We start from the raw sequence: 26,058 nt of genomic DNA, 5'->3' as shown, positions 1-26,058 counted from the left end.
TTTTTTTGCCTATAAAACACCTTTAAAACACCTTTCCGCTTTATTGCATTACTCGCGCTTCGTTCGCAGTGGCTGGTGTGCCATTCTGCACTGAGAGCACTGGCGTTTGTCCGCCCGCCATTGACGTTGCACCGGAAGACACGACGACCGGAATACCCGCCCGACGATACATCGCTTTATCCGCCATCACTCTATCGGTGCCCTTATCATTTGCGAATTGCGCATAGCCTACTGGCAGCACGTAAGCCATCGTCTGCGGGTTCTGCGTTTCATCCTGGGTAAGCGGACGATGCACTTCCATATAGCGCGTGCCGTTCGGCTCAATCGAGTATTTAACCGGCTGGTTGATGACCCTTACCGGGGTTCCCACCCGCACCTGCGCGAACAACGCTTTAATATCATCGGTAAACATGCGCATACAGCCGGAGCTGACGCGCAGCCCGACGCTGCTCTGGGCGTTGGTGCCGTGGATCAGGTATTCACCGTTGCCATACGCCAGACGTAGCGCAAAGCGTCCCAGAGGGTTATTAGGCCCGGCGGGAACGACTGGCGGCAAGGTGATGCCTTTTTCGAGAGATCGCTGGCGGATACCCGCCGTAGGTGTCCAGGTTGGATTGGGGATTTTCTGCCCGACGCGGGTGGTCATTTCCGGCGTTTCCAGGCCGAGTTGCCCGATGCCTAAGGGATAGACCTGAACAGTATTCCCGTCCGGCGGGAAGTAATAGAGTCGCAGCTCCGCGAGGTTCACCACAATCCCCTCTCGCGGCACATCAGGCAGCAGCAATTGCAGGGGAATAATCACTTCCGTACCCGGCTTGGGCACTGGTGCGATGGTGTTGTTGGCTTCGAGAATAATCATCGCCGCGGTATCAAATCGTCGGGCGATGGTTTGCAGGCTGTTATCGCCCTCTTGCACCGTGTACGTCTGGTTCTGACCTACCAAGCGGCTACCGCTGGCAGGTAAGGTATATTCAACCGCTCTGGCGGCCTGAGACGCGCCGAGAGCACCTAACAGCATAAGAGTGAGTAGAGACGCGCATTTCATATCTGAGTTTCCCTTTTTTTCACTGACAGAACGTCAGAAAGCTGAACTACCCGCGAGGTGGAATCCCCACCTCGCCTTACAGAATGAAAGCAGTACGATTACCGTTATTGTCAGTTTAGCTAAAACTGAGAGCCTGCGCGCGAATTGCGCGGATCATCGCTTCGAGCCCCTGCGAACGCGAGGGCGTGAGATGTTGGGTTAGCGCCATTTTTTCAAACCACGGACGCACATCAAAGGTCACAATGTCCTGCGCGGTCATCTGGTGATACAGAATAAAAACAACCGCAATCAGGCCCTTGACGATCGCCGCGTCGCTGTCGCCCTGTAGTTCAATACGCCCTTCAGCGTTGCGCTGCATCACTATCCATACCTGACTCTGGCAGCCCTGAATGATGTTTTCAGGATTATGTGCCTCATCGCTTAGTGGGGCCAGACGCTGGCCCAGCTCGATGATATACAGGTATTTTTCTTCCCAGTTGTCGCAACGACTGAAGTTACGCAACAGTTTATCTTTGTCCGGCAATGCGGCCATAGAGCCTCCCTGTCAGCCCAGTAATCGATGAATACGTTTTAATCCTGCCACCAGTCGGTCGACTTCTTCAACCGTGTTGTACATCGCGAACGACGCGCGACACATGGCGGGCACGTTATAAAACGCCATCAGCGGCATCGCGCAATGATGGCCCGTGCGCACCGCGATACCGTAATTATCGAGGAAACTGCCGACGTCGTAGGCATGATGTTGACCCAAATTAAATGCCACCACCCCGAGTCGCTCCGCAGGGCCATACAGCGTCAGATCGGGCACCGTTCCCAGTTCGGCTAGCGCGTAGTGCATCAGCGTTTGCTCGTAATCGGCAATGTTATCAAGCCCCAGGCCACTAACGTAATCCAGCGCGACTCCGAGTGCGATAATGCCGCCGGTGTTCGGGGTGCCTGCTTCAAAACGCCACGGTGCTTTCGCCCACGTCGTGCCTTCGGTCAGGCTGACGGTAGCAATCATCGAGCCGCCGCCTTCCCATGGCGGCATCTCCTGCAAAATCTGCTCTTTCACATACAAAACGCCGATGCCCGTAGGGCCATACAGTTTATGCGCCGAGAAGACGTAAAAGTCGCAGTCAAGTTGTTGCACATCCACCACGTGATGCATCACCGCCTGCGCCCCGTCCACCAGCACTTTCGCCCCATGCTGATGCGCCAGTTCGGTCAATGCCTGCACCGGGTTTTCAGTCCCGAGGACATTCGACACCTGGGTTATCGCCAGCAGTTTGGTGCGTGCGTCAAACAGACCCGGCACCGCATCAAGCTGTAGCGTGCCGTCGGGATTGAGTGGAATCACCCGCAGTTCGGCCCCGGTGCGGGCACACAGCATCTGCCATGGCACAATGTTAGCGTGGTGCTCCATCTGGCTGATGATGATGTTGTCGCCCGGGCCGACGTTGCTTCCGCCCCAGCTGTTGGCCACCAGGTTTATCCCTTCGGTGGTGCCGCGCACAAACACCAGCTCTTCAGCCGAGCGTGCGTGGAGGAAGTTAGCCGCCTGCTGGCGCACCTGTTCCATTCGCGCGGTGGCTTCGGCACTCAGGGTATGGATCCCACGATGCACCGCCGCATAGCCGTGGCGATAAAACTCCGCTTCGGCGTCAATCACCGCATTGGGTTTTTGCGCGCTGGCGGCGCTATCGAGATACGCCAGCGGCTGCCCATTTACCTCCCGGGTCAGTACCGGAAAATCTGCGCGTACCCGCTCTATGGAAAATGTCATGCTCTTCCCCCCGGCAAGCGCTGGCCGATCCGCGCCAGCACTTCCTGCCTGATCACCGTATCATTGATGGCTTCGGTCAGTTCCGCGGCAAACGCGTACATAATCATCTGCTGCGCGGCCTGTTGCTTAATCCCACGCGATCGCAGATAGAACAGCTGCTCGTCGTCGATACGTCCGATGGTCGCCCCGTGGCTGCATTTCACGTCGTCGGCATAGATTTCGAGCTGCGGTTTGGTGTCGACTTCCGCCAGACGCCCCAACAGCAGGTTGTTATTAGTCATCTGCCCGTCGGTTTTAATCGCATGCTGCGCCACGTTGATCAGCCCGTTAAACACCGCTCGCCCTTTATCGCTGACGATAGTTTTATGCAGCTGGCGGCTGTTGCAATAGCCTTTGTTGTGCTCAAGCCAGGTCCGCGTGTCGCACACCTCATTATTCACCGGCATCGCCAGGCTGTTGATCCGCAGCGTGGTATTTTCGCCATTCAACTGGGTACTGGTGTTGTGGCGCAGCACCGCGCCGCCCAACAGGAAGCTGTGGCTTGCCGCGCTGGCATCCTGGCCGAGCTGTATATCGTTATGGGCGAAGTGATAGCTGATCGGGTTCTCAAACGCGAGTTTGATGTGCTGCAAATGGGCATTGTCCGCCACCTGCATCGTCAGACGCGAACCGGTGAAATGCCGAGTGTCATTCAGGCTAACGAAATGCTCGATCACCGTCGCCTGTGCGCCCTGCGCCAGTTCCAGATGATGCCGGTAATGGGCGGTATTCATCTCCTCGCCGCCGGTGCCTTCGGTGATGTGCATCAACAGCAACGGCTTCGTGGGCCGCTGATTTCGCGCCACCTGAATGTGGGTCACCGTCTGCGCCAGGCTTTCGGTGAGATGCAGAAATACCTCAGACTGCACCGGTGCGGGCAGCGTTTCACGGGTGTTATCGACCGCCACATGATAGCCGCTGTCATTAATGCTATTCAGTGAGTCGCTCAGCGCGGTGTTGAACTGACCGTTCACAAACACCAGACGTAGGGCATCCACCGGCAGCGATAGCGCATCCCGTTGCTCACCCGTGATTGACGCTGCGGTACTGACGAACTGGCTGTTGAGCAGCCCGTCGAGCGGGGTGTATTTCCAGTTTTCCTGTTTACGCGTCGGCAGACCGAGTCGCAGCATCTGTTGCAGATGTTGTTCCGAATGCGGCGTGCGCGCATCACCCTGCGCCTCGAACAGATGATGCCACTGTTGCAGCGCGTTACTGCTGTTCAGTAAGCCAGCCATAGCCCTGCTCCTCCAGCTGTTTAACCAGCGTGAAATCGCCAGACTTCACGATACGCCCCTGATACAACACGTGGACAAAATCGGGTTTGATGTAGTCCAGAATACGCTGATAGTGGGTAACGATGATGAACGCCCGCTTGCCATCGCGCAGCGCATTCACGCCGTCGGAGACAATTTTCAGGGCGTCAATGTCCAGCCCGGAATCCGATTCATCCAGAATACACAGCTCAGGCTCCAGCACCGCCATTTGCAGAATGTCGTTGCGCTTTTTCTCGCCACCGGAGAAACCCACGTTGACCGACCGGGTGAGCAAATCTTCCGGCATTTTCAGCAATTTGATTTTCTCTTCCATCAGATCCTGAAAATCGAAGCGATCCAGCGTTTCCTGGCCGCGATACTCCCGCACCGCATTGAGCGCGGTTTGCAGGAAGAACTGGTTGCTGACCCCCGGGATTTCGACCGGATACTGGAAGGCCATGAAAATACCTTCTCCGGCACGGTCTTCCGGTGCCAGTTCGAGCAAATCCTTACCTTTAAACTCTACTGTGCCGCCGATAACTTCATAATCCTCGCGTCCGGCCAGGGTGGCGGAGAGTGTACTTTTCCCGGAACCGTTCGGCCCCATAATGGCATGGACTTCCCCCGGGCGAATCTCAAGGTTCAGCCCGCGCAGGATCTCTTTGTCTTCAACTGCGACCTGTAAATCTTTAATGCTTAACATGTGTATCCCTTAATCCTTAACCGACGCTGTGTTCGAGGCTGATGGCCAGCAGTTTTTGCGCTTCCACCGCGAACTCCAGCGGCAGCTCTGAGAAAACGTCCTTACAGAAACCATTAACGATCATTGAAATCGCGTCGTCTTCACTGATGCCACGCTGCAAACAGTAGAACAGCTGATCTTCGCCGATACGCGAGGTGGTCGCCTCGTGCTCAAGCTGGGCGGTGTTATTGCGGCATTCCACGTACGGGAAGGTGTGCGCCCCACTGTCAGGGCCAATCAGCATCGAATCACACTGGGTAAAGTTGCGCGCGTTGGTCGCCGTTGGCATGATTTTCACTAAACCCCGGTAGCTGTTCTGGCTGTGCCCGGCGGAGATGCCTTTCGAGATAATGGTCGATTTGGTGTTCTTGCCAATGTGGATCATCTTGGTGCCGGTATCGGCCTGCTGATGGCCGCTGGTCAGCGCCACTGAGAAAAATTCACCAATCGAGTTGTCTCCGCGCAGAATACAGCTCGGGTATTTCCAGGTGATGGCTGAGCCGGTTTCTGACTGCGTCCATGACATCTTGCTGTTTTCGCCTTCACACAGCGCACGCTTGGTGACGAAATTGAGGATGCCGCCGGTGTTGTTATCGCCAGGAAACCAGTTCTGCACTGTGGAATATTTTACTTCAGCGTCTTTGTGGATGATGACTTCCACCACCGCCGCATGCAGCTGATAGCTGTCGCGCACCGGGGCCGAACAGCCCTCGATATAGCTGACGTAGCTGCCTTCATCGGCCACCAGGATCGTACGTTCGAACTGCCCGGTTTTTTCGGCATTAATACGGAAGTAGGTGGACAGCTCCATCGGACAGCGCACACCTTTTGGCACATAAATAAACGTACCGTCGGACGCCACCGCCGCGTTAAGTGCGGCAAAGAAGTTGTCGTTGCTGGGCACCACCGTGCCGAGGTACTTCTGCACCAGATCGGGATAATCGTGGATGGCCTCGCCAAATGAACAGAAAATGATGCCCTGTTCACCCAGCTTTTCCCGATAGGTGGTGGCGACGGAAACGGAGTCAAAAATTGCATCGACCGCCACTTCTCGCCCTTCACGCACCGGTACCCCGAGCAGGCCAAACGCGTCTTCAACTTCCTGGCTCAGGAAAGTATTGGCACCGGTTTGCTGCACCGCTCCAGGCTCTGAGGCGCAGGTTTCATCACAGTTGCCGCAGGATGGCGCAGAGTAATAGCTGTAATCCTGGTAGTTCAGCTTGTCATAATGGGCTTTCAGCCAGTGCGGCTCTTCCATCTCAACCCATGCCCGATATGCGTTCAGGCGAAACTCGAGCATCCACTCCGGCTCATTACGTTTGGCTGAAATTGCCCGTACCACTTCCTCGCTGATCCCTTTCGCCAGTTCATCGGTCTGTAGTTGGGTAAAGAACCCTTCTTTATAGTTGAGCTGACCACCGGCCCAGGTTTTGACATCGTCAGTTGCTTCAGTATTACGAGACATAGTTACTCCGCCTGCACGCCAAAACTTTCGCCACAGCCACATTCATGCTGCGCCTTCGGATTATGGAACTTAAAGATTTGGTTTAAGCCTTCACGCACGTAATCGACTTCCGTCCCGTCGATAAACGGCATCGCCTGTAACGGCACCCATAGCTTCGCGCCGTCCACTTCGAACAACAAATCGTCCGCTTTCGGCTCGGTAACGGTATCCAGTACGTAAGCAAAACCTGCGCAGCCGGAGGTTTTAATCCCCAGCCGAATCCCTTGCACACCCTGCTTGACCGCCAGATCGCAGACATGGGCTGCTGCCGCGGGCGTCAGACTTATACCGCGCCATGCAAAGTCAGCAGGATTGAAGGTTTCTGATTGCAATTCCATAGGTCCACCTTTTCAGTTGAAGCCACCAGGCCATCTCCCTATGTTAGTGATAATGATTCTCACTTCAACCCCTTGCCAGCAGGGGCTTTCACAGGAATACCTGCATTAGAGGCCTTTTACTAAGCATAGACCCTATGCAAAGGGTGAACAGGTAGATTGGGAATTGTTTAATGCATTGAAAAATAGATGCTTTGGCCAGAAACGCGTGGAGAAATTACGGAAATGAAAAGATGTATAGAAAATACCGATTTATGAGATAGGCTTTCGGCTTGCAACAGCCACAAAAAAGCCCTGAGGCGGTTAACCTCAGGGCTTGCACAACCATTTAAGATGATTCAGTACAGTGAAGCCTGACCCGCCGGGCGGGTTTTGAAACGGCGGTGTACCCACAGATATTGTTCAGGCGCACGCAGGATCTCTTTTTCAATCACCTTGTTCATGTAGCTCGCGGCCAGGAACTCATCCTCCGTCGGATAATCTTTCAACGGTTCACTGATGAACAGGCTGTAGCCACGGTTATTGGCTTTACGCACCATGGTGATCGTCAGCAGAGCGGAGCCTGACAAACGCTGAAGGACAAACGTACCGTTGGTGGTCGCCGCCTGCTGCACATTAAAGAACGGCGCAAAGGTACTGCCTTTCGGGCCGTAATCCTGATCCGGTGCAAACCACACCGCTTCGCCGTGTTTCAGCGCAGTGACCAGACCACGCAGGTTACGACGATCAATCATCGCTTTGTTGGAGCGCAGGCGACCTTTGGTTTGCACCCACTCCATCAATTTGCTGTTATGCGGACGATAGGTGGCCATCATTGGTCGGCACAAGCCCATGGTTCTGCCGCCGAGTTCCAGCGACATAAAGTGCACGCCAACCACCATCACGCCTTTTTGGGTTTCCAGCGCTTTGGTCAGGTTCTCATACCCTTCTACGTCAAACCATTTCTTAACCCGGGCATCGCTCCAGAACCAGGCCATGCCGGTTTCAATTAATCCCATGCCGAGCGAAATAAAGTTTTGTTCGATGAGCTTCTCTTTTGCCTCGTCTGTCATATCCGGAAAACAGAGCGATAGATTTCTTGACGCGATCTTTTCTCTTCTTTTCAAAAAGGGGCGAGAGGCACGACCGAGCGATGAGCCGATGAGATAAAGTAAGGGATAAGGGAGTTGGACTATCAGCCAGAGTACACCTAAACCGAACCAGGTTAACCAGTTACGAGGGTGCAACAGCGCTGTGTCGAAGGCTTTTGCCATCGTTAATTCCTGTAAACATGTGTACCAGTAACGCGTAAGGAAAAAACGAAGGAAATCATCAATCTTTAGGCGATACATTGTGAATTTTAACGTGAGTTAAACGAGTGTTCAACCAAGAATCAGAATGCTACATCTGCCTGCAAAAAGATAGTGAATTAATCTGAAGCTATTCTTAAGTGGTCAGAAATAAAACGGGAGTATTCTGATGCTTATGCGCGGTTAATTACCGCGCTAATCTTCTTAATGTTATTCCGTTATTTACACCACTGCAGTGGTGAGCCGCGACGAGCAGCACAATTTGCCCTGCTCGTCGAAGATATCTATCTGCCAGACCTGGTGCCGACGCCCGGCGTGAAGCGCTTTACAGACGCCGCGCACGCGCCCGCTGCGCACCGGGCGAAGGTGATTGGCGTTCACTTCCACGCCGACCACTTTTTCGTCGCCTTCGGTGCACAGATACCCCGCTACTGATCCAAGTGTTTCTGCCAGTACCACAGACGCGCCGCCGTGCAACAGACCAAAGGGTTGATGGGTGCGGCTGTCAACCGGCATCGTGGCCTCCAGGCTGTCTTCACTCAGTCGTTCAAAGCGAATATCCAGCAGGCCGACCATGTTGCCCTCCCCCATGGCGTTGAGCTTTTCAAGCGAGGCGCTACGTTTCCAGATCATCCTATTATCTCCAGTAAAGCCTGTAACGGATGGCGTACCCCGCTGCCCTCCACGCGCTTCACCTGGCTACGACAGGAATAGCCCGTCGCCAGACAGCGGTTGCGGGGCAGGCGTTGCATCGCCTGCTGCCATGAAAGGGCGTAGATACCGAGCGAGTTGTCGAGATTCTTCACTTCATGACCATAGGTGCCCGCCATGCCGCAGCAGCCGACGCTCACGCTTTCCAGTTTTGCCCCGAAACGCGCGAATATCGCCGCCCACTGATTAGACGCCATCGGCAGGGCGGTCACTTCGGTGCAGTGACCAAACAGATACCACGCTTCACCGCTAACCTCGCGCGTTTCACTTTTTTCCAGCGCTTTCGGTAACCATTCATGTACCAGTTGCACCTGGAAATCGCCGCGCTGATCGCCGAGGGTTTGCTTGTATTCATCGCGATAACAGAGCACCAGCGCGGGATCAACGCCAACCATCGGCATCTCAAGCTGCGCCACACGGTTGAGGAAATCAGCGGTTTTCTTCGCGGTTTTCGCAAAGCGTGTGAGGAACCCTTTAATGTGCTGCGCTTTGCCATTGGGCGAGAATGGCAGCACCACTGGCTGATAGCCCACCTTTTCTATCAGGCGAATAAAATCGGCCACCACCTGGGCGTCGTAGTAGCTGGTGAACGGATCCTGCACCACCAGCACCCTCTTCGCTTTTTGTTCCGGACTGAGCGCCTCGAGCTGTTCAAGGGTCATGTTCGCCGAACGGTGCCCGACCAGCTGCTGCTGTAAGGACGGCGTGGACAATAATGGCAGGTCAATCATGCCGATATGTTTCTTCGACAGGTTCCTCACCCAGGGCTGGCTAATGAAGAAATTAAAGGTCTTCGGGGCGCGGGCCATCAGTGGGGCGTAACTCTCCACCGTAGCAACCACATGATCGCGCAGCGGACGTAAATATCGAGTGTGATACAGCTGCAGGAAGCGCGAGCGGAATTCCGGCACATCGATTTTTATCGGACACTGGGTAGAACAGGCTTTACACGCCAGACAGCCTGACATTGCCTCTTTCACTTCATGCGAAAAATCGTACTCGCCTTTATTGGCGTGCCAGCTATTGCGGGTCCGTTCAATCAGGGCACGCAGGCTGGCGCGCTTCCCCGGCAGCTCTTTTTCCAGCTTCAAGGGATCCACGCCGCGATCGGCCAGCAGACGCAGCCATTCACGCACCAGCGTGGCACGCCCTTTCGGGGAGTGTATCCGGTTGCTGGTGATTTTCATTGACGGACACATCGGGCTTTTGGCATCGAAGTTAAAGCACAACCCGTTGCCGTTGCACTCCATCGCGCCGCGCCAGGAACTGCGCACCGCAATCGGGATTTGCCTATCGAACGTGCCGCGCTTAACCGCTTCGACTTTCATCATCGGCGCGTCGAGGCCTTCCGGTGGGCAGATTTTACCGGGATTAAGACGGTTATTGGGGTCGAACGCCGCCTTCACCTTACGCAGCTCGCCGTAGAGGGTTTCGCCGAAGAATGCCGGGCTGTATTCGGCGCGGAAGCCTTTCCCGTGTTCACCCCATAGCAGGCCGCCGTATTTTGCTGTCAGGGCCACCACCTCATCGGAAATCTCTTTCATCAGGATTTCCTGCTGTGGGTCGCACATATCCAGCGCCGGACGCACGTGCAATACCCCAGCGTCAACATGACCGAACATCCCGTAGCTCAGGCCATGGGCATCAAGCAGCGCACGGAATTCAACGATGTAGTCTGCCAAATGCTCCGGCGGTACGCAGGTGTCTTCCGCGAAAGGAATCGGTTTTGCCGCACCTTTGGCGTTGCCAAGCAGACCTACCGCTTTCTTACGCATTGCATAAATACGTTCGATGCCATCCAGTTCATTGCACAGCTGCCAGCCGATCACCCCGCCCTCGCCTGCGGCCATCAGCGCATCGAGGCGCTGGCACAACGCGGTGACCTGGCTTTCAATCAAGGCCTGGTCATCGCCCGCAAATTCGACGATGTTCAACCCCAGCATCTCTTTGTCCGCAACATCGGTAATGAGTTCGTTCACCGAGTGCCAGACGATATCTTCCCGCGCCAGATTCAGTACTTTCGAATCGACGGTTTCCACCGACAGCGCGCGGGCCTCGACCATAAACGGGGCATTGCGCAGCGCTGAGTCAAAGGAGTCATACTTCACGTTCACCAGACGGCGCACTTTCGGCAGACGGGTGATGTCCAGCCGCGCTTCGGTGATGAACGCCAGTGTACCTTCCGACCCGGTTAATACGCGGGTCAGGTCGAACTCAGTCATCTCGTCATTGAACACGTGACGCAGGTCATAGCCGGTCAGGAAGCGGTTCAGTTTCGGGAATTTGTCGATAATCAACTGACGATTTTCTTTGCAGCGCTGATAGACCGTGCGGTAAATGCGCCCGCTCGCCGACTGCTCTTTCGCCAGCGTTTCCGCCAGCATCACCGGCATCGGTTGAGTGTCGAGAATATCGCCCCCGAGCAGCACAGCCCGCACCCCAAGCACGTGATCCGAGGTTTTGCCGTACACCAGCGACCCTTGCCCTGACGCATCGGTATTGATCATCCCGCCAAGCGTCGCGCGGTTACTGGTGGAAAGCTCCGGCGCAAAGAAATAGCCGTAAGGTTTCAAAAATTGATTAAGCTGATCTTTGATAACCCCGGCTTCGACCCGCACCCACCCCTCTTCGGGATTGATTTCGATGATGCGATTCATATGACGGGACATATCAATGATGATGCCCTGATTCAGAGCCTGACCGTTGGTGCCCGTGCCGCCGCCTCGCGGGGTGAAGATAAGCGAACGGAATCGCTCTTCATCAGCAATGCGTGAGAGCAGCGCCACATCGGCGGTTGAGCGGGGGAATACGACGGCGTCGGGGAGGAGTTGGTAAATACTGTTATCCGTCGCCATCGTCAGCCTGTCGGCGTAACGGGTGGCGGTCTCGCCGGTAAAACCTTGTTGCTCCAGTGCCTGCAAAAAATTCAACACCAGCTGAACAACGCCGGGTGCCTGAGAAATCTGTGGGATCATGACGCTTGACCCTGCCTGACTAAGTTGTGTGGACGGTTGTGTTTTGAACGATGTTCTAATAGCTGTTTTATCGTTTGCGTATAACCTAAATGTTGTATCACATTTTTTACTTATCCGCTTCGTGGATTTCAAGGTGATCATGGTCACGAAATTGTTGATATTATTATCAGTAAATGGATTTATCATCAGCGCCCCATGATGGAGCGTCAACACAAAGGTATAAAACGTATGACAACCCTTAACCGGCCCAGGGATTTACCGCAAATCCTGCTCTCGGTGCTGTTTTTAAGCCTCATGATTGTGGCGTGTTTATGGATAGTTCGACCCTTCGTTCTGGGCTTTGCCTGGGCAGGAACCATTGTTATCGCGACCTGGCCCGTATTGATCAAGCTGCAACGACTGCTGTTTGGCCGTCGTTCACTGGCGGTACTGGTGATGACCCTGCTGCTATTCTTACTGTTCGTCATTCCTATCGCCTTGTTGGTTAACAGCCTGGTCGATGGCAGTACGCCATTGGTCCACGCGATTTCGTCGGGCTCGATCAGTCCGCCTGATCTCGGCTGGCTTAAAAGCATCCCGATGGTGGGTGCGAAGCTGTACACCGGTTGGCATGGCCTGCTGGACATGGGTGGAAATGCGATAATGGCGAAAGTTCGCCCCTATATCGGCTCCACGACCACCTGGTTTGTTGGTCAGGCCGCACACATCGGTCGCTTTATGATGCACTGTGGCCTGATGCTGCTGTTCAGCGCCCTGCTGTACTGGCAGGGTGAAAAAGTGGCTTACGGCGTGCGCTATTTTGCCACTCGTCTGGCAGCAAAACGCGGTGATGCAGCGGTTGTGCTGGCCGGTCAGGCCATCCGTGCAGTGGCGCTCGGCGTGGTAGTCACTGCGCTTGTGCAAGCGGTGCTCGGCGGTATCGGTCTGGCTATTTCCGGCGTACCTTATGCAACGCTGCTGACGGTAGTCATGCTCTTCTCCTGTCTGGTTCAGCTTGGGCCGTTGGTCGTCCTCGTCCCGTCTATCATCTGGCTGTACTGGACCGGGGATACTACCTGGGGCACGGTGCTACTGGTGTGGAGCTGCGTGGTCGGCACCATGGATAACTTCATCCGCCCGGTGCTGATTCGCATGGGTGCCGATTTGCCAATGGTGCTGATCCTCACCGGCGTTATCGGTGGCTTGATCGCCTTTGGCATGATTGGTCTGTTCATTGGCCCGGTACTGCTGGCCGTCTCCTGGCGTCTGTTCGATGCGTGGGTACATGAAGTTCCACCGCCATCTGACGACCCTGAAGAGGTGCTGGAAGAACTTGAGGCCCAGGAAACTGCGCCTGAGAGCCTCCACAACTGATTATCCTGGCCCGGAGACATCAGCACTCCGGGCCTGATACTTAAGCATTGCTTACTGTTATTCCCTCTCCGCACGGCATTTCCACCCCGTTTCGTCAGGATCGTCCTGGTCAAGCTCGCAGATTCTTTACCTTTTTTTAACGATTAAGACCAATCTGATCGACGCAAAAATTCTGCATGCCTACTATTAGCTCACGGTTATAGATCAACACATTGATTTATAAGCATGGAAATCCCCTGAGTGAAACAACGAATTGCTGTGTGTAGTCTTTGCCCATCTCCCACGATGGGCTTTTTTTTTATCCTTTTTTCACCTCACAGCGGCTCATCATCTGCCAGTATTGAGGCAATATGCGCGGGGTGCCACACACCGTAACGCTTACGGTGTCATGGATATCGCCTGACGAGGCTCCGACCATCAACTCGAACTCACCCGGCTCGACGATGCGATTCCCGTTGCGGTCGGTGAAGTTCAGCATATCGACTGGCACATGGAACGTCAGCGTGGCCGATGCCCCTGGCTCCAGCGCCACACGCTGGAAGGCTTTCAGCTCTTTAATCGGTCGCACCATTGAGGCCACTTTATCGTGCACGTAGAGCTGCACCACTTCACTCCCGCTGCGTTCGCCGACGTTGGTCAAGGTCACGCTCACCGCGATATCGCCATCCATTGCCACCTCCGGCGTTAACAGAGTTAGTGAGTGCCAATCGAACTCGGTCCAGCTTTTGCCGTAACCAAACGGATAGCGGCTGCCGAAATGAAACGCGAATGGTGTCCCGCCACTTTTTAGCTTGTGATTGTAGTAATACGGCATCGCTCCAGCGCTTTTCGGCACGCTGACCACCAGCCTCCCCTGCGGTTCAGCCCGCCCGGTCAGCACATCGGCAATCGCCCAGCCGCCTTCCTGCCCAGGAGCCCAGGCCATCAGCAACGCCGCCACCTTATCCTCCAGACCTTGCAGGTTGTACGGTCGCCCGCCGGTCATCACCACCACCACCGGTTTGCCAGTTGCCACCAGCGCCTCGAGCAATTGCTGTTGCACACCCGGTAAGTTCAATGAATCGGTATCAGAGCCTTCGCCTACCGTACCGCTCTGGAACAGTCCGGCTAAATCGCCGACGCAGGCAACGATCACCTCGCTCTCTTCCGCCACCCTCAGCGCCTCGGGGATCAGCGAGGTATCGAGACTGACCGGCGACTGCTGGAGTGGTTTCCCGCTGGTGTCGCCAGGAAATACCGGGGCACCCGCTGTACGTTTCTCGATGATATGGCAGCCTTTGGCATAACCGACCAACGGCTCGCCCAGCGTCTGGCGCAGCGCCGCCAGCGGGGTCGTGACCTGCGAGGTTTGCTCCAGCATATCGCTGATGATCAGATGCACCGGGAAGCTGTAGCCGCTCAACAGCGCCAACGGGTCGTCCGCCGTCGGGCCAATCACCGCCACGCGTGGCTTGCCTTGCAGCGGCAATACGCCGTTGTTTTCCAGCAGGGTCAGTGAACGCGTCGCTACCTCGCGCGCCGTCTGGCGAGTTGTTGCACTCTGTAGTTCGATAGTCTGTTCATCGGCATACGGTTTTTCAAACAGCCCAAGGCGGAATTTCTCGGTCAACGTCCGCGCCACGATCTCATCAATTTTCTGCATTGATATCAGTCCACGCGCCACCGCCTCAGCCAGATGACGCGCGCAGTCGTCTTTCGGCAATTCAACGTCCAGCCCGGCGTTAAAGGCCAGCGCGGCCGATTCTGCTGCATCATGCGACACACCATGATGCTGATGCAGGAGGCTGATTCCGCCGTAATCCGCCACGATAATGCCGTCGAAGCCCCAGCGTTCACGCAGGATCTCCGTCATCAGGAATGCATCACTGTGGCCGGGTTGGTTATCGATATCGTGATAGGCGGGCATGACTGAACCGGCGTTGGTGAGCTTGACCGCCATTTCAAACGGTAGCAGGAAGGTATCGTTCAGTTCGCAGAAACCAAGATGTACCGGGGCGTGGTTCCTTGCCCCTTCGCTGAAGGAGTGACCGACATAGTGTTTTAATGTTGCCAGCAGGTCGCGTTTTTCGCCCTGTAAGCCCTCAACGTAGGCGCAAGCCATTACGCCCACCAGCCACGCGTCTTCCCCGAAGGTTTCTTCCGTGCGTCCCCAGCGCACGTCACGCGATACATCCAGGACCGGGGCCAGCCCCTGATGACAGCCCGTCGCCCGCGCCTCTGCTCCAATGCAACGGGCTGCCTGACGAATCAGGTCTGGATCCCAGGTCGAGCCGTAATTGAGCGGCGACGGAAAAAGGGTGGCGTCTTTACACAGCAAGCCGACCAGACATTCTTCATGAAACAACGCCGGGATACCGAGCCGGGTCTCTTCCATCAGCATCTTCTGCAGACGATTCGCCGCGCGCACGCCGGTTTTCGCCTCGACTATGTGCGTCCCGAGCGGGCGTGTGATTTGCCCTACTCCGAGTTTCAGGCGCTCCGTCAGCGCGGTCTGTTCTGCAACACCCGCAAACTCATCACTCATGTCGCTGCGTTCGCGGTGATCGCCGGTTTCGCTCAGCACCAACCAGTACGCATGCATCTGGGCAAACTTTTCTTCCGGCGTCATCCTCGCCAGTAAATCAGCCACGCGTTCAGCTACCGGACGCTGGGCATCCTTATACAGTGCGGTCATCAACTTCCCCTCCGTTAAGGTCATATCGTAAGAGGCAGTATTGAGAAGCAGACGGAGGGCGACAATTGTCGAAATTCACAGGGAAGTTACGTTTTTTCGTTTTATTTCAATTTTGTGAGGCGGCTCGGGAAAGAATGTCACGCAAAAAAATCCCCGGCCAGATGCCAGGGATTTTTCATCAGGAAAGAAGCTTATTTACGCAGTTCGGCGAGGCTCAGCCAGGTTTGCACCACGGTGTCCGGGTTCAGCGACAGACTGTCGATCCCTTCCTCCATTAGCCATGCAGCAAAATCTTCGTGATCTGAAGGCCCCTGGCCGCAGATACCCACGTATTTGCCCTGCTTCTTCGCCGCACGAATCGACATCGACAGCAGTGCTTTCACCGCCTCGTTGCGTTCATCGAACAGCTCAGATACAACCCCGGAATCCCTATCCAGACCCAACGTTAGCTGGGTCATGTCGTTCGAACCGATTGAGAAGCCATCAAAGTATTCGAGGAACTGTTCCGCCAGCAGGGCGTTGGACGGGATCTCACACATCATGATGATTTTGAGACCGTTTTCACCTCGTTTTAGCCCCTGACGCGCCAGTTCATCAATCACCGCTTTCGCCTGGTCCACGGTGCGCACGAAGGGGATCATGATTTCGACGTTGGTTAAATCCATCTCGTTACGTACGCGTTTTACCGCATCGCATTCCAGTGCGAAGCAATCGCGGAAGCTATCAGCCACGTAGCGTCCTGCCCCCCGGAAACCGAGCATTGGGTTTTCTTCTTCCGGCTCGTAACGTTCGCCGCCCACCAGGTTGGCGTATTCGTTGGATTTGAAGTCAGACAGACGCACAATCACGCGCTTCGGATAAAACGCCGCGCCAAGGGTGGCGATCCCTTCGGTGAGACGCCCCACATAGAACTCTTTCGGCGAGTCGTAGCCCTTCATCATTTCGCGAATTTCGTTCTGCAACTTCGGCTCCTGGGCATCAAACTCCAGCAGCGCACGCGGATGCACGCCAATCATACGGTTGATGATGAACTCCAGACGCGCCAGCCCTACGCCCTCATTTGGCAGGCAGGCAAAGTCGAAGGCCCTGTCCGGGTTACCGACGTTCATCATGATTTTGAGCGGCAGATCCGGCATGGTATCGACGCTGGAACTTTTCACGCTAAAGTCGAGCATTTCTGCATAAACGTAGCCGGTATCACCTTCGGCACAGGAGACGGTGACTTTCTCGTCATCTTTCATGCGCTCGGTGGCATCCCCACAACCAACCACGGCCGGGATCCCCAGTTCACGGGCGATAATTGCCGCATGGCAGGTACGTCCGCCACGGTTAGTAACAATCGCCGCCGCTTTTTTCATGATCGGTTCCCAGTCCGGGTCGGTCATGTCGGTCACCAGCACATCACCAGGCTGTATGCGGTTCATTTCGCTGATGTCGTGGATAACCTTCACCGGCCCCGCGCCGATGCGATGGCCGATCGCGCGGCCTTCGGCAATGATTTTCCCCTGAGAATGCAGGGTGTAACGCTCCATCACCTGGCCACGGGAACGCACCGTCTCAGGACGTGCCTGCACGATAAACAGTTTCCCGGTGTGGCCGTCTTTCGCCCACTCGATGTCCATCGGGCGGCCATAGTGTTTCTCGATCTGCACCGCCTGCTTCGCCAGTTCCTGCACCTCGTCGTCGGTCAACGAGAAGCGATCGCGGTCAGCCTGCGGTACATCTTCAATCCGGACTTGTTTGCCATGTTCCTGGGTCGGGGCATATACCATACGAATCTTTTTCGAGCCCATGGTACGGCGCACAATCGATGGGCGACCTTTCTCCAGCGTCGGTTTGTGGACGTAGAATTCGTCCGGGTTGACCGCGCCCTGCACCACCATTTCGCCCAAACCGAAGGCGGAAGTGATGAACACCACCTGGTCAAAGCCGGATTCGGTATCGATGGAGAACATCACCCCGGAAGACGCGAGGTCTGAACGCACCATTCGCTGGACGCCCGCAGAGAGCGCCACGCCACGGTGGTCATAGCCCTGATGCACGCGGTAAGAAATCGCCCGGTCGTTAAACAGTGAGGCGTACACATGCTTCACCGCCACCAGCACGGCGTCGTAGCCCTGCACGTTGAGGAAGGTTTCCTGCTGCCCGGCAAAGGAGGCATCAGGCATGTCTTCAGCGGTGGCAGAAGAACGCACGGCAAACGACGCGTCGGCATCGTCAGCAGAGAGCTGGTCATAAGCCTGATGAATGGCCTTCTCCAACTCTGGCGTAAACGGTGTATCGATGATCCACTGACGGATCTGCGTCCCGGCTTTCGCCAGTGCGGTCACGTCGTCAATGTCGGTTTCATCCAGCAGTTGATATATGCGCTGGTTAACGCCGCTCTGGTCGAGAAACTGATTGAAGGCATCAGCCGTGGTAGCAAACCCGTTGGGCACGGATACACCCAAATCGGACAGATTCGTAATCATTTCACCCAGGGAGGCATTTTTGCCCCCAACGCTATCTACATCATTCATGCCGAGTTGGTTGTACCAAAGCACCAGCGGTGACGAGCTATTGTTGGACATCGAAACAATTCCTTCTATATCCGTCATACTTCAAGTTGCAGGGGTGTTGGCGACCCTCGCTCCCCCCAGTTACCTACTTCAGTAAGTTCCCGGGATTCGCTCTTTTGCTGCCTACCTGCAACTCGAATTATTTAAGATAAGTTATTTAAGAAAAGTGCCAGAAATGAACCGGCTTCGTTATTTATACTGTCATAATTAACCCGCTTAAAAAAACGGTGAATCGTTCAAGCAAATTATTTTTTTGTTTTTTAAGACTGTTCCCCTGCTGGCCTTAACCCCATGATTTATGAGAAATCCCACAAAGAATGGCGGTCTATAGCCCGCATCCCGAAAAATGAACACCCCTTTTCACTAAAAATAAAAACACGCTTTCATTTTTAAATTTAAGACAAAACCGACACGGATATGATTAAAATAAATATAGGCTTCAGCGAATTAACTTAATCTTACCGGATGGTCAAAATGGATATAAATGTCGATCGCCACGTATTTTACATTTCAGACGGCACCGCGATTACCGCCGAGGTACTGGGGCATGCGGTGATGTCGCAATTCCCGGTGTCGGTAAACAGCATTACTTTGCCGTTTGTCGAAAGCGAAGGCCGGGCGAAGGCGGTGAAAGAACAAATTGATGCCATCTATCAGCAATCTGGCGTGCGTCCGCTGGTGTTCTACTCCATCGTTCTGCCAGAAATTCGCACCATCATTTTACAAAGCGAAGGCTTCTGTCAGGATATCGTGCAGGCGCTGGTGGCTCCGTTGCAGGAAGAACTGAAACTCGACCCGACGCCTATCGCCCATCGTACCCACGGGTTGACCCCTGGCAACCTCACCAAATATGATGCCCGTATCGCCGCCATTGACTACACGTTAGCGCATGATGACGGCATTTCACTGCGAAACCTTGATCAGGCGCAGGTGATTTTGCTCGGCGTCTCACGCTGTGGCAAAACCCCGACCAGTCTCTATCTGGCGATGCAGTTTGGTATCCGCGCGGCCAACTATCCGTTCATCGCCGACGATATGGATAACCTGGTGTTGCCCGCCGCGCTGAAACCGTTGCAGCACAAATTATTTGGCCTGACAATCGATCCGGAACGCCTCGCCGCCATTCGCGAAGAACGCCGTGAAAATAGTCGCTACGCCTCAATGCGCCAGTGTCGGATGGAAGTCACCGAAGTTGAGGCGCTGTACCGCAAGAATCAGATCCCTTGGCTGAACAGCACCAACTATTCGGTGGAAGAAATTGCCACCAAAATCCTCGACATTATGGGTCTCAGTCGGCGCATGTACTAATACACTAGTACAGCATGGTGAAATACGCTAGAATCCGTTTGCAATGATTGCGCATCAGGTCACTGAAAATTTTTCAACCTTGAATTCATCGGGGATTGGTTTATCGTGATGCGCATCACTTCCGGTATTCCTGCCGTAGAAGCCACCCAATTCTGAGAGCCACAATGAACAAAACTGATGAACTGCGTTCGGCGCGCATCGACAGTCTGGTAACGCCTGCTGAGTTGGCGCAGCGCTACCCTGTCTCGTCTGAGGTCGCGAGCCACGTCACCGCCTCCCGTCGTCGCATTGAAAAAATCCTTAACGGTGAAGATAACCGCCTGCTGGTGGTCATTGGCCCGTGCTCGATCCATGACCTGGATGCGGCCATGGAGTACGCCCGCCGTTTGCAGGCGCTGCGTGAGAAGCACCAGACACGTCTGGAAATCGTGATGCGCACCTATTTTGAAAAACCGCGCACCGTGGTGGGCTGGAAAGGCCTGATTTCCGATCCGGACCTCAACGGTAGCTATCGCGTAAATCACGGTATCGAGCAGGCGCGTAAACTACTGTTGCAGGTTAACGAGCTGGGTGTCCCGACTGCCACCGAGTTTCTTGATATGGTGACCGGTCAGTTCATCGCCGATTTAATCAGCTGGGGCGCGATTGGTGCCCGCACCACCGAAAGCCAGATCCACCGTGAAATGGCCTCGGCGCTCTCCTGCCCGGTTGGCTTTAAAAACGGCACCGACGGCAACACCCGTATTGCGGTGGATGCGATTCGTGCTGCCCGCGCCAGCCATATGTTCCTGTCGCCGGATAAAAACGGTCAGATGACCATTTACCAGACCAGCGGTAATCCGTACGGGCACATCATCATGCGCGGCGGTAAACAGCCGAACTATCATGCGGCGGATATCGCTGCCGCCTGCGATACGCTGCATGAGTTTGACCTGCCGGAGCAGCTGGTTATTGATTTCAGCCACGGCAACTGCCAGAAACAGCATCGCCGTCAGCTCGACGTGTGTGACGATATTTGCCAGCAGATCCGCAACGGTTCCAGCGCAATTGCTGGGGTAATGGCTGAAAGTTTCCTGCGTGAAGGAACCCAGAAAATCGTCGCCGGACAGCCGCTGGTGTACGGCCAGTCGATTACCGATCCATGCCTGAGCTGGGAAGATAGCGAAATTCTGCTGGATAAACTTTCCGCCGCCATTGATACCCGCTTCTGAGTCTGTTTTTCAGTCGGGTGGCACCCTGTCACCCGACCTATACCCGCGTCACATAACCCTTTTTTTGATCCACTCACCTATTTTTCATAAAAAAGGTTGCTGAGTTTTTTGATTTGTTGATAATGATTATCATTGTTACTTTGATTGCTATTTTTAACATTATGACATCTTTGGATACCACTACCGCCCCCGGCAAAGCGTCCCCGACACCGCAGCCTACCGATCGTCGAGTGAGCAGCCAAAGCCTGCTTGGCAAGGAAGGCCGGGTTATCATCGAGCATGACGGGCACCAGTATCTACTGCGCCAGACCCACGCCGGAAAACTGATCCTCACCAAATAATAGATTTACACCACCACAACATTTCGCCAGCCACCCAGGACACATGCCGAGGCAGCCAGCGCTTTTCACTTTATGGAGAGTTGCATGCTACACCTGCATTGCGCATCGCTGCGCCCGTCTCTGGTTGCGTTAGCTGTTTTCGGTGCCATCAGCCACCCGGCGCTTGCCGCCTCTGAACAAATGACCGTCACCGCCACCGGGAACGAGCGCAGCGCGTTTGAAGCGCCGATGATGGTCTCGGTGATTGACGCCGACACCCCTGAAGGCCAAACCGCCCGTTCCGCCGCCGATATGCTGCGTCAGGTGCCGGGCATCACCCTGGACGGCACCGGTCGCACCAACGGTCAGGATATTAATCTGCGCGGCTACGATCGTCGCGGTGTGCTGGTGATGGTCGACGGCATTCGTCAGGGCACCGACACCGGACACCTGAACAGTACCTTCCTCGATCCAGCGTTGATCAAGCGTATCGAAGTGGTGCGCGGCCCGGGGGCTCTGCTGTACGGCAGCGGTGCACTTGGCGGGGTGATTTCCTATCAAACCGTTGATGCGGCCGACCTACTCTATCTCGGTCAGAACAGCGGCTACCGCGTGTTTGGCACCGGCGGTACAGGCGATCACAGCCTGGGTATGGGTGCCAGCGCCTTTGGTCGCACCGACACCCTCGACGGGATCGTGTCGTGGTCCAGCCGTGATCGTGGTGATTTGAAGCAGAGCGACGGTTTCACCGCCCCTAACGACGAAAGCATCAGCAACTTCCTCGCCAAAGGCAGCTGGAAAATCGACCCGGCGCAGACGCTGACCGGTTCCTTGCGCTACTATAATAACGCCGCCCAGGAGCCGAAAAATCCGCAAACGCCGGGCGCATCCACCAGCAGTAACCCAATGACCGATCGCTCAACCATTCAGCGTGACGCACAGGTGAACTACAAGATTGCGCCAGCAGGCAATGACTGGCTGAACGCCAACCTGACGGGCTACTGGTCCGAAGCACGCATCAATGCGGAAAATCTCGACGGCTCCGGGGAATTCCGCAAGCAAACCACCAAAGGTGCCAAGGTTGAGAACCGCACCCGCCTGTTCACCGACAGCTTCGCCTCCCACCTGCTGACCTACGGCGGCGAGTACTATCGCCAGGAGCAAAACCCTGGCGGCATGACCACCGGCTTCCCTGATGCGCGCATCAACTTCAGCTCCGGCTGGTTGCAGGATGAAATTACCTTGCGCGACCTGCCGGTCACCCTGCTTAGCGGCACGCGCTACGACAACTATCGCGGCAGCAGCGACGGTTACGACGACGTTGACGCCGATAAATGGTCGTCCCGGGCGGGTATGACCATCAACCCGACCGACTGGCTGATGCTGTTTGGCTCTTACGCCCAGGCGTTTCGCGCCCCGACGATGGGCGAGATGTATAACGATTCAAAACACTTCTCCATTAGCAGTTTCTACACTAACTACTGGGTGCCGAACCCCAATCTTCGCCCGGAAACCAACGAAACGCAGGAGTATGGTTTCGGTCTGCGCTTTGAGGATCTGCTGATGGCCAACGACGGCCTTGAGTTTAAAGCCAGCTACTTCGACACCAATGCCAAAGATTACATCACCACCTCGGTTGATTTCGCTGCGGCCACGACCACTTCCATCAACGTGCCTAACGCCAAAATCTGGGGCTGGGACCTGATGACAAAATATACCACCGACCTGTTCAGCCTCGACCTGGCGTACAACCGTACCCGTGGGAAAGACACCGATACCGGCGACTGGCTGACCGCCATTAATCCGGATACCGTCACCTCCCGCCTCGACGTGCCGGTGGCGCACAGCGGTTTCTCCGTGGGCTGGGTCGGGACCTTCGCAGACGATACGAAGAGCATCAGCGCTACGCCGCAGGCAGGCTATGGCGTGAATGACTTTTACGTCAGCTACAAAGGCCAACAGCAGCTGCGCGGCCTGACCACCTCACTGGTGTTCGGTAACGCCTTCGACAAGCAATACTCCTCGCCGCAGGGCATCCCGCAGGATGGTCGTAATGGAAAAATTTTCGTGAGTTATCAGTGGTAATCGCCCGGCCCCGGTTCGCCGGGGCATTTTATCTGCAAGGAAAAGAACTATGACTCTCTACACTCGTTGGCTCGCCCTTAAACAAGAAAACCCCGGCACATACGCACGTGAGATCGCCGCGATGATGCACATCAGCGAAGCCGAACTGACTCAGGCGCGCGTAGGCCACGATGCCTGGCGCTTACAGGGTGCCATCCGCGACGTGCTGGCAGCGCTGGAATCCGCCGGGGACGTGAAGTGCATCTGCCGCAACAAATATGCCGTCCACGAACAGACGGGCAGTTTCACCAACCAGCATCTCAGCGGTCACGCTGGGCTGGTGCTGAACCCGCGCGCGCTGGATCTGCGTCTGTTCCTTAACCAGTGGGCCAGCATGTTCCACATTAGCGAAACCAGCGCCCATGGGGAACGTCAGAGCATTCAGTTCTTCGATAATCAGGGTGACGCGCTATTGAAGGTTTACCCCACTGACGCCACCGATATGACCGCATGGGGCAATATTCTGGCCCGCTTTATCCATGCTGATAACCCGCCACTCGAACTGAAAGCAGCCGACACCCCCGCTACCCGCGGCGAAATTGACGGAAAAACACTCGATGGCGAATGGCGAGCAATGACCGATGTGCATCAGTTTTTCACCCTGCTCAAGCGTCACAATCTCAGCCGCCAGCAGGCGTTCCGTCTGGTCGCCGACGATTTGGCCTGTCAGGTTGATAACGACGCGGTCACCCGTCTGTTAGCCAGCGCCCATCAGGATGCCAACGAGATTATGATTTTCGTCGGCAACCGTGGCTGCGTACAGATTTTCACCGGTGCAGTCGAAAAAGTGGTGCCCATGAAAGGCTGGCTGAACATCTTCAACCCTGCGTTTACCCTGCATCTGCGGGAAGACACCATCGCCGAAACCTGGGTGACCCGTAAACCGACCGCCGATGGGCACGTCACCAGCCTGGAGCTGTTCGCCGCCGATGGGACGCAGATTGCGCAGTTGTACGGCCAGCGGACCGAAGGCGAACCGGAGCAAACGCAGTGGCGCGCACAGATTGAAGCGCTGATGGCGAAAGGGTTAGCCGCATGAGAGCCGTCGTCGCATTGACAGCCATCCTGCCGTTACTGGCAGGTGCGGCAGCACAAAAAGTGGTGACGCTTGGCGGCGACGTGACCGAGATTGTCTATGCCCTAGGGGCGCAAAGCGCCCTTGTGGCGCGAGACAGCACCAGCCAGTGGCCCCCTGAAGCACTCCAGCTGCCGGACGTCGGCTACCTGCGCCAGCTGAACGCCGAAGGTATTCTTGCCACCCGCCCAACCACCGTGCTGGCAAGCGTGCAGGCACAGCCATCGCTAGCGCTAAAGCAGGTGGCGCAAAACGGCGTGACCGTCGTGAGTATTCCCGGCAATAACGATTTGTCGGTGATTGATGACAAAGTCCGGATCGTTGCCGCGGCGCTGCATAAAGATGCCGAAGGTGAACAGCTTCGCAAGAATTTGAAACAGGCACTGGAGGCATTACCTAAAACGCGACTTAATAAGCGGGTGCTATTCATTCTCAGCCACGGCGGCATGAGTGCCATGGCTGCAGGACAGCAAACCGGTGCGGACGCGGCGATTCGCGCGGCGGGCTTGCAAAATGCCATGCAGGGCGTTAACCGCTACCAGCCGCTTTCGCAGGAAGGCGTGATCGCCAGCCAGCCGGATTTGGTGGTGATTTCGTCCGACGGCGTCAAAGGCATGGGCGGTGAAGCCGGGCTGTGGCAACTTCCGGGTCTGGCGCAGACGCCTGCCGGGCGCAATAAGCAGGTTCTGCTGGTTGATGATATGGCGTTGCTTGGTTTCAGCATCCGCACCGCGGAGGCTATCCAACAATTGCGTCATAAAGCGGAGCAACTCCCCTGATGACGCCGTGGATTTACCGCTCGCTGTGGTCGCTGCTGGCGCTACTGATGCTATTAACACTGGCTGCTACCACTTTTGGTGCGCTGAAGCTGCCGCTGGATTTGCTCTGGCACGGCGACAGCGTACTGCGCCAGATCTGGTTCACCATTCGTCTGCCGCGCGTGCTGCTGGCGTTGACCATTGGCGGGTCGCTGGCGCTGGCGGGCTGCGTGATGCAGGGCTTATTTCGCAACCCGTTAGCCGATCCGGGCCTGCCGGGGATCAGCAGCGGTGCGGCGCTGGCGGTCGCGCTGTGGGTGGTATTACCTTTCTCGTTGCCGCTGGTGTTAATGCTCTACGCCCCGATGCTGGCGGCATTTCTCGGCAGCCTGGCGGTGACGATGGTGATTTTTGTTCTCAGCCAAAGGCATGAAAATTCGTTATCGCGCCTGCTGCTGGTCGGGATTGCTATCAATGCCCTATGCGGCGCGGCGGTGGGCGTACTGTCGTGGTTGAGTAACGACGCGCAGCTACGTCAGCTTTCGCTGTGGGGAATGGGCAGCCTGGGTCAGGCGCAATGGTCAACCCTACTGGTGACCGCCTCAGTCATGCTGCCGACGGTGACGATTATCTGGCGGCTGGCGAAACCGCTGAATCTGTTGCAGCTCGGGGATGAAGAAGCGCATTACCTCGGGGTCAACGTCCAGCAGATCCAGCGGCGGCTGTTGCTGTGCAGCGCCCTGCTGGTCGCAGCGGCGGTGGCCGTCAGCGGGGTAATTGGCTTCATTGGCCTGGTCGTACCACATTTACTCCGGATGTGGCTCGGGGCTGACCATCGAGCGGTGATCCCCGGTTCGGTGTTAGTCGGTGCCATTCTGCTGCTGGTGGCCGATACACTGGCACGCACGCTGGTTGCACCGGCGGAGATGCCGGTCGGGCTGCTCACCAGTCTGATGGGCGCGCCGTGGTTCTTATGGATGATTTTCCGTCGAGGGGGCCAGCATGGCTAATCACTT

The 26,058-nt window shown here is 55.8% G+C and carries 20 protein-coding genes and 1 other RNA gene; 9 read left to right on the top strand and 12 right to left on the bottom strand.

The window, feature by feature from the left end; all coding sequences use genetic code 11:
- Positions 1-40: 40 nt before the first annotated feature.
- From ldtE to ydiJ, 10 genes are all read right to left on the bottom strand, one after another.
- On the bottom strand, positions 41-1,045 hold the full coding sequence (gene ldtE / locus SIK69_RS15135) for a L,D-transpeptidase LdtE (RefSeq protein ID WP_319786453.1): 1,005 nt from the start codon (positions 1,043-1,045) through the stop codon (positions 41-43).
- 115 nt (positions 1,046-1,160) lie between these two features.
- Entirely contained in the window at positions 1,161-1,577 is a 417-nt protein-coding gene (gene sufE / locus SIK69_RS15130; protein WP_319627485.1) for a cysteine desulfuration protein SufE, read from the bottom strand.
- A 12-nt stretch (positions 1,578-1,589) separates the two neighbouring features.
- On the bottom strand, positions 1,590-2,810 hold the full coding sequence (gene sufS / locus SIK69_RS15125; protein ID WP_319786452.1) for a cysteine desulfurase SufS: 1,221 nt from the start codon (positions 2,808-2,810) through the stop codon (positions 1,590-1,592).
- The gene (gene sufD / locus SIK69_RS15120) at positions 2,807-4,087 is read right to left on the bottom strand and encodes a Fe-S cluster assembly protein SufD (protein ID WP_319786451.1); all 1,281 of its coding nucleotides are present in this window, start codon (positions 4,085-4,087) and stop codon (positions 2,807-2,809) included. The genes sufS and sufD overlap by 4 nt, the downstream gene beginning before the upstream one ends.
- On the bottom strand, positions 4,062-4,808 hold the full coding sequence (gene sufC, locus SIK69_RS15115; protein WP_319627488.1) for a Fe-S cluster assembly ATPase SufC: 747 nt from the start codon (positions 4,806-4,808) through the stop codon (positions 4,062-4,064). Before sufC ends, sufD begins: the two co-directional genes overlap by 26 nt.
- A gap of 16 nt (positions 4,809-4,824) precedes the next feature.
- Complete coding sequence (gene sufB, locus SIK69_RS15110; protein ID WP_319627489.1) at positions 4,825-6,312, bottom strand: Fe-S cluster assembly protein SufB; 1,488 nt, start codon at positions 6,310-6,312, stop codon at positions 4,825-4,827.
- A gap of 2 nt (positions 6,313-6,314) precedes the next feature.
- The gene (sufA, locus tag SIK69_RS15105) at positions 6,315-6,689 is read right to left on the bottom strand and encodes a Fe-S cluster assembly scaffold SufA (RefSeq protein WP_319627490.1); all 375 of its coding nucleotides are present in this window, start codon (positions 6,687-6,689) and stop codon (positions 6,315-6,317) included.
- Positions 6,690-7,024: 335 nt separating this feature from the next.
- Positions 7,025-7,939 carry a kdo(2)-lipid IV(A) palmitoleoyltransferase gene (gene lpxP, locus SIK69_RS15100; RefSeq protein ID WP_319627491.1) on the bottom strand — a complete coding sequence of 305 codons (915 nt, stop codon included), beginning with the start codon at positions 7,937-7,939 and terminating at the stop codon, positions 7,025-7,027.
- A 258-nt stretch (positions 7,940-8,197) separates the two neighbouring features.
- Complete coding sequence (menI, locus tag SIK69_RS15095) at positions 8,198-8,608, bottom strand: 1,4-dihydroxy-2-naphthoyl-CoA hydrolase (protein ID WP_319786450.1); 411 nt, start codon at positions 8,606-8,608, stop codon at positions 8,198-8,200.
- Complete coding sequence (ydiJ, locus tag SIK69_RS15090; protein ID WP_319627493.1) at positions 8,605-11,661, bottom strand: D-2-hydroxyglutarate dehydrogenase YdiJ; 3,057 nt, start codon at positions 11,659-11,661, stop codon at positions 8,605-8,607. Before ydiJ ends, menI begins: the two co-directional genes overlap by 4 nt.
- A 228-nt stretch (positions 11,662-11,889) precedes the next feature.
- Here ydiJ and ydiK point away from each other — a divergent pair, with 228 nt between their 5' ends.
- Both ydiK and rprA read left to right on the top strand, forming a co-directional pair.
- On the top strand, positions 11,890-13,014 hold the full coding sequence (gene ydiK, locus SIK69_RS15085) for an AI-2E family transporter YdiK (protein WP_319627494.1): 1,125 nt from the start codon (positions 11,890-11,892) through the stop codon (positions 13,012-13,014).
- Between the two features lie 193 nt (positions 13,015-13,207).
- Positions 13,208-13,315, top strand: an RNA gene (gene rprA, locus SIK69_RS15080) — antisense sRNA RprA.
- On the opposite strand, the gene SIK69_RS15075 is transcribed toward rprA, so the two are convergent.
- A complete protein-coding gene (locus tag SIK69_RS15075; RefSeq protein ID WP_319786449.1) occupies positions 13,313-15,688 on the bottom strand; it encodes a glycoside hydrolase family 3 N-terminal domain-containing protein in 2,376 nt (791 codons plus the stop codon). The two genes, rprA and SIK69_RS15075, sit on opposite strands and share 3 nt — an antisense overlap.
- Positions 15,689-15,879: 191 nt before the next feature.
- Entirely contained in the window at positions 15,880-18,258 is a 2,379-nt protein-coding gene (gene ppsA, locus SIK69_RS15070) for a phosphoenolpyruvate synthase (RefSeq protein ID WP_319627496.1), read from the bottom strand.
- Positions 18,259-18,720: 462 nt separating this feature from the next.
- Between ppsA and ppsR the strand changes: the two genes are divergently transcribed.
- The 7 genes from ppsR (at position 18,721) to SIK69_RS15035 (ending at position 26,052) form a co-directional block, all read left to right on the top strand.
- Positions 18,721-19,554, top strand: coding sequence for a posphoenolpyruvate synthetase regulatory kinase/phosphorylase PpsR (ppsR, locus tag SIK69_RS15065; RefSeq protein WP_319627497.1), 834 nt, complete (start codon positions 18,721-18,723; stop codon positions 19,552-19,554).
- Positions 19,555-19,718: 164 nt separating this feature from the next.
- Positions 19,719-20,765: a 3-deoxy-7-phosphoheptulonate synthase AroH gene (gene aroH / locus SIK69_RS15060; protein WP_319627498.1), complete on the top strand. Its 1,047-nt coding sequence runs from the start codon at positions 19,719-19,721 to the stop codon at positions 20,763-20,765.
- Between the two features lie 122 nt (positions 20,766-20,887).
- Positions 20,888-21,106 (top strand): hemin uptake protein HemP, encoded by a 219-nt coding sequence (gene hemP, locus SIK69_RS15055; RefSeq protein ID WP_319786448.1) that lies wholly within the window; start codon positions 20,888-20,890, stop codon positions 21,104-21,106.
- Between the two features lie 84 nt (positions 21,107-21,190).
- Positions 21,191-23,170, top strand: coding sequence for a TonB-dependent hemoglobin/transferrin/lactoferrin family receptor (locus SIK69_RS15050; protein WP_319786447.1), 1,980 nt, complete (start codon positions 21,191-21,193; stop codon positions 23,168-23,170).
- Between the two features lie 49 nt (positions 23,171-23,219).
- A complete protein-coding gene (locus SIK69_RS15045; protein WP_319627500.1) occupies positions 23,220-24,248 on the top strand; it encodes a hemin-degrading factor in 1,029 nt (342 codons plus the stop codon).
- Positions 24,245-25,063 carry a heme/hemin ABC transporter substrate-binding protein gene (locus tag SIK69_RS15040; RefSeq protein ID WP_319786446.1) on the top strand — a complete coding sequence of 273 codons (819 nt, stop codon included), beginning with the start codon at positions 24,245-24,247 and terminating at the stop codon, positions 25,061-25,063. Before SIK69_RS15045 ends, SIK69_RS15040 begins: the two co-directional genes overlap by 4 nt.
- Positions 25,063-26,052, top strand: a complete 990-nt coding sequence (locus tag SIK69_RS15035; RefSeq protein WP_319786445.1) for a FecCD family ABC transporter permease — start codon at positions 25,063-25,065, stop codon at positions 26,050-26,052. Before SIK69_RS15040 ends, SIK69_RS15035 begins: the two co-directional genes overlap by 1 nt.
- Positions 26,053-26,058: the final 6 nt, after the last annotated feature.

It is taken from the genome of Scandinavium lactucae (genome assembly GCF_033843265.1).
Lineage (GTDB): Bacteria > Pseudomonadota > Gammaproteobacteria > Enterobacterales > Enterobacteriaceae > Scandinavium > Scandinavium lactucae.
The sequence above is the reverse complement of the archived record's forward strand: the minus strand, read 5'-3'. Positions and strand labels throughout refer to the sequence as shown.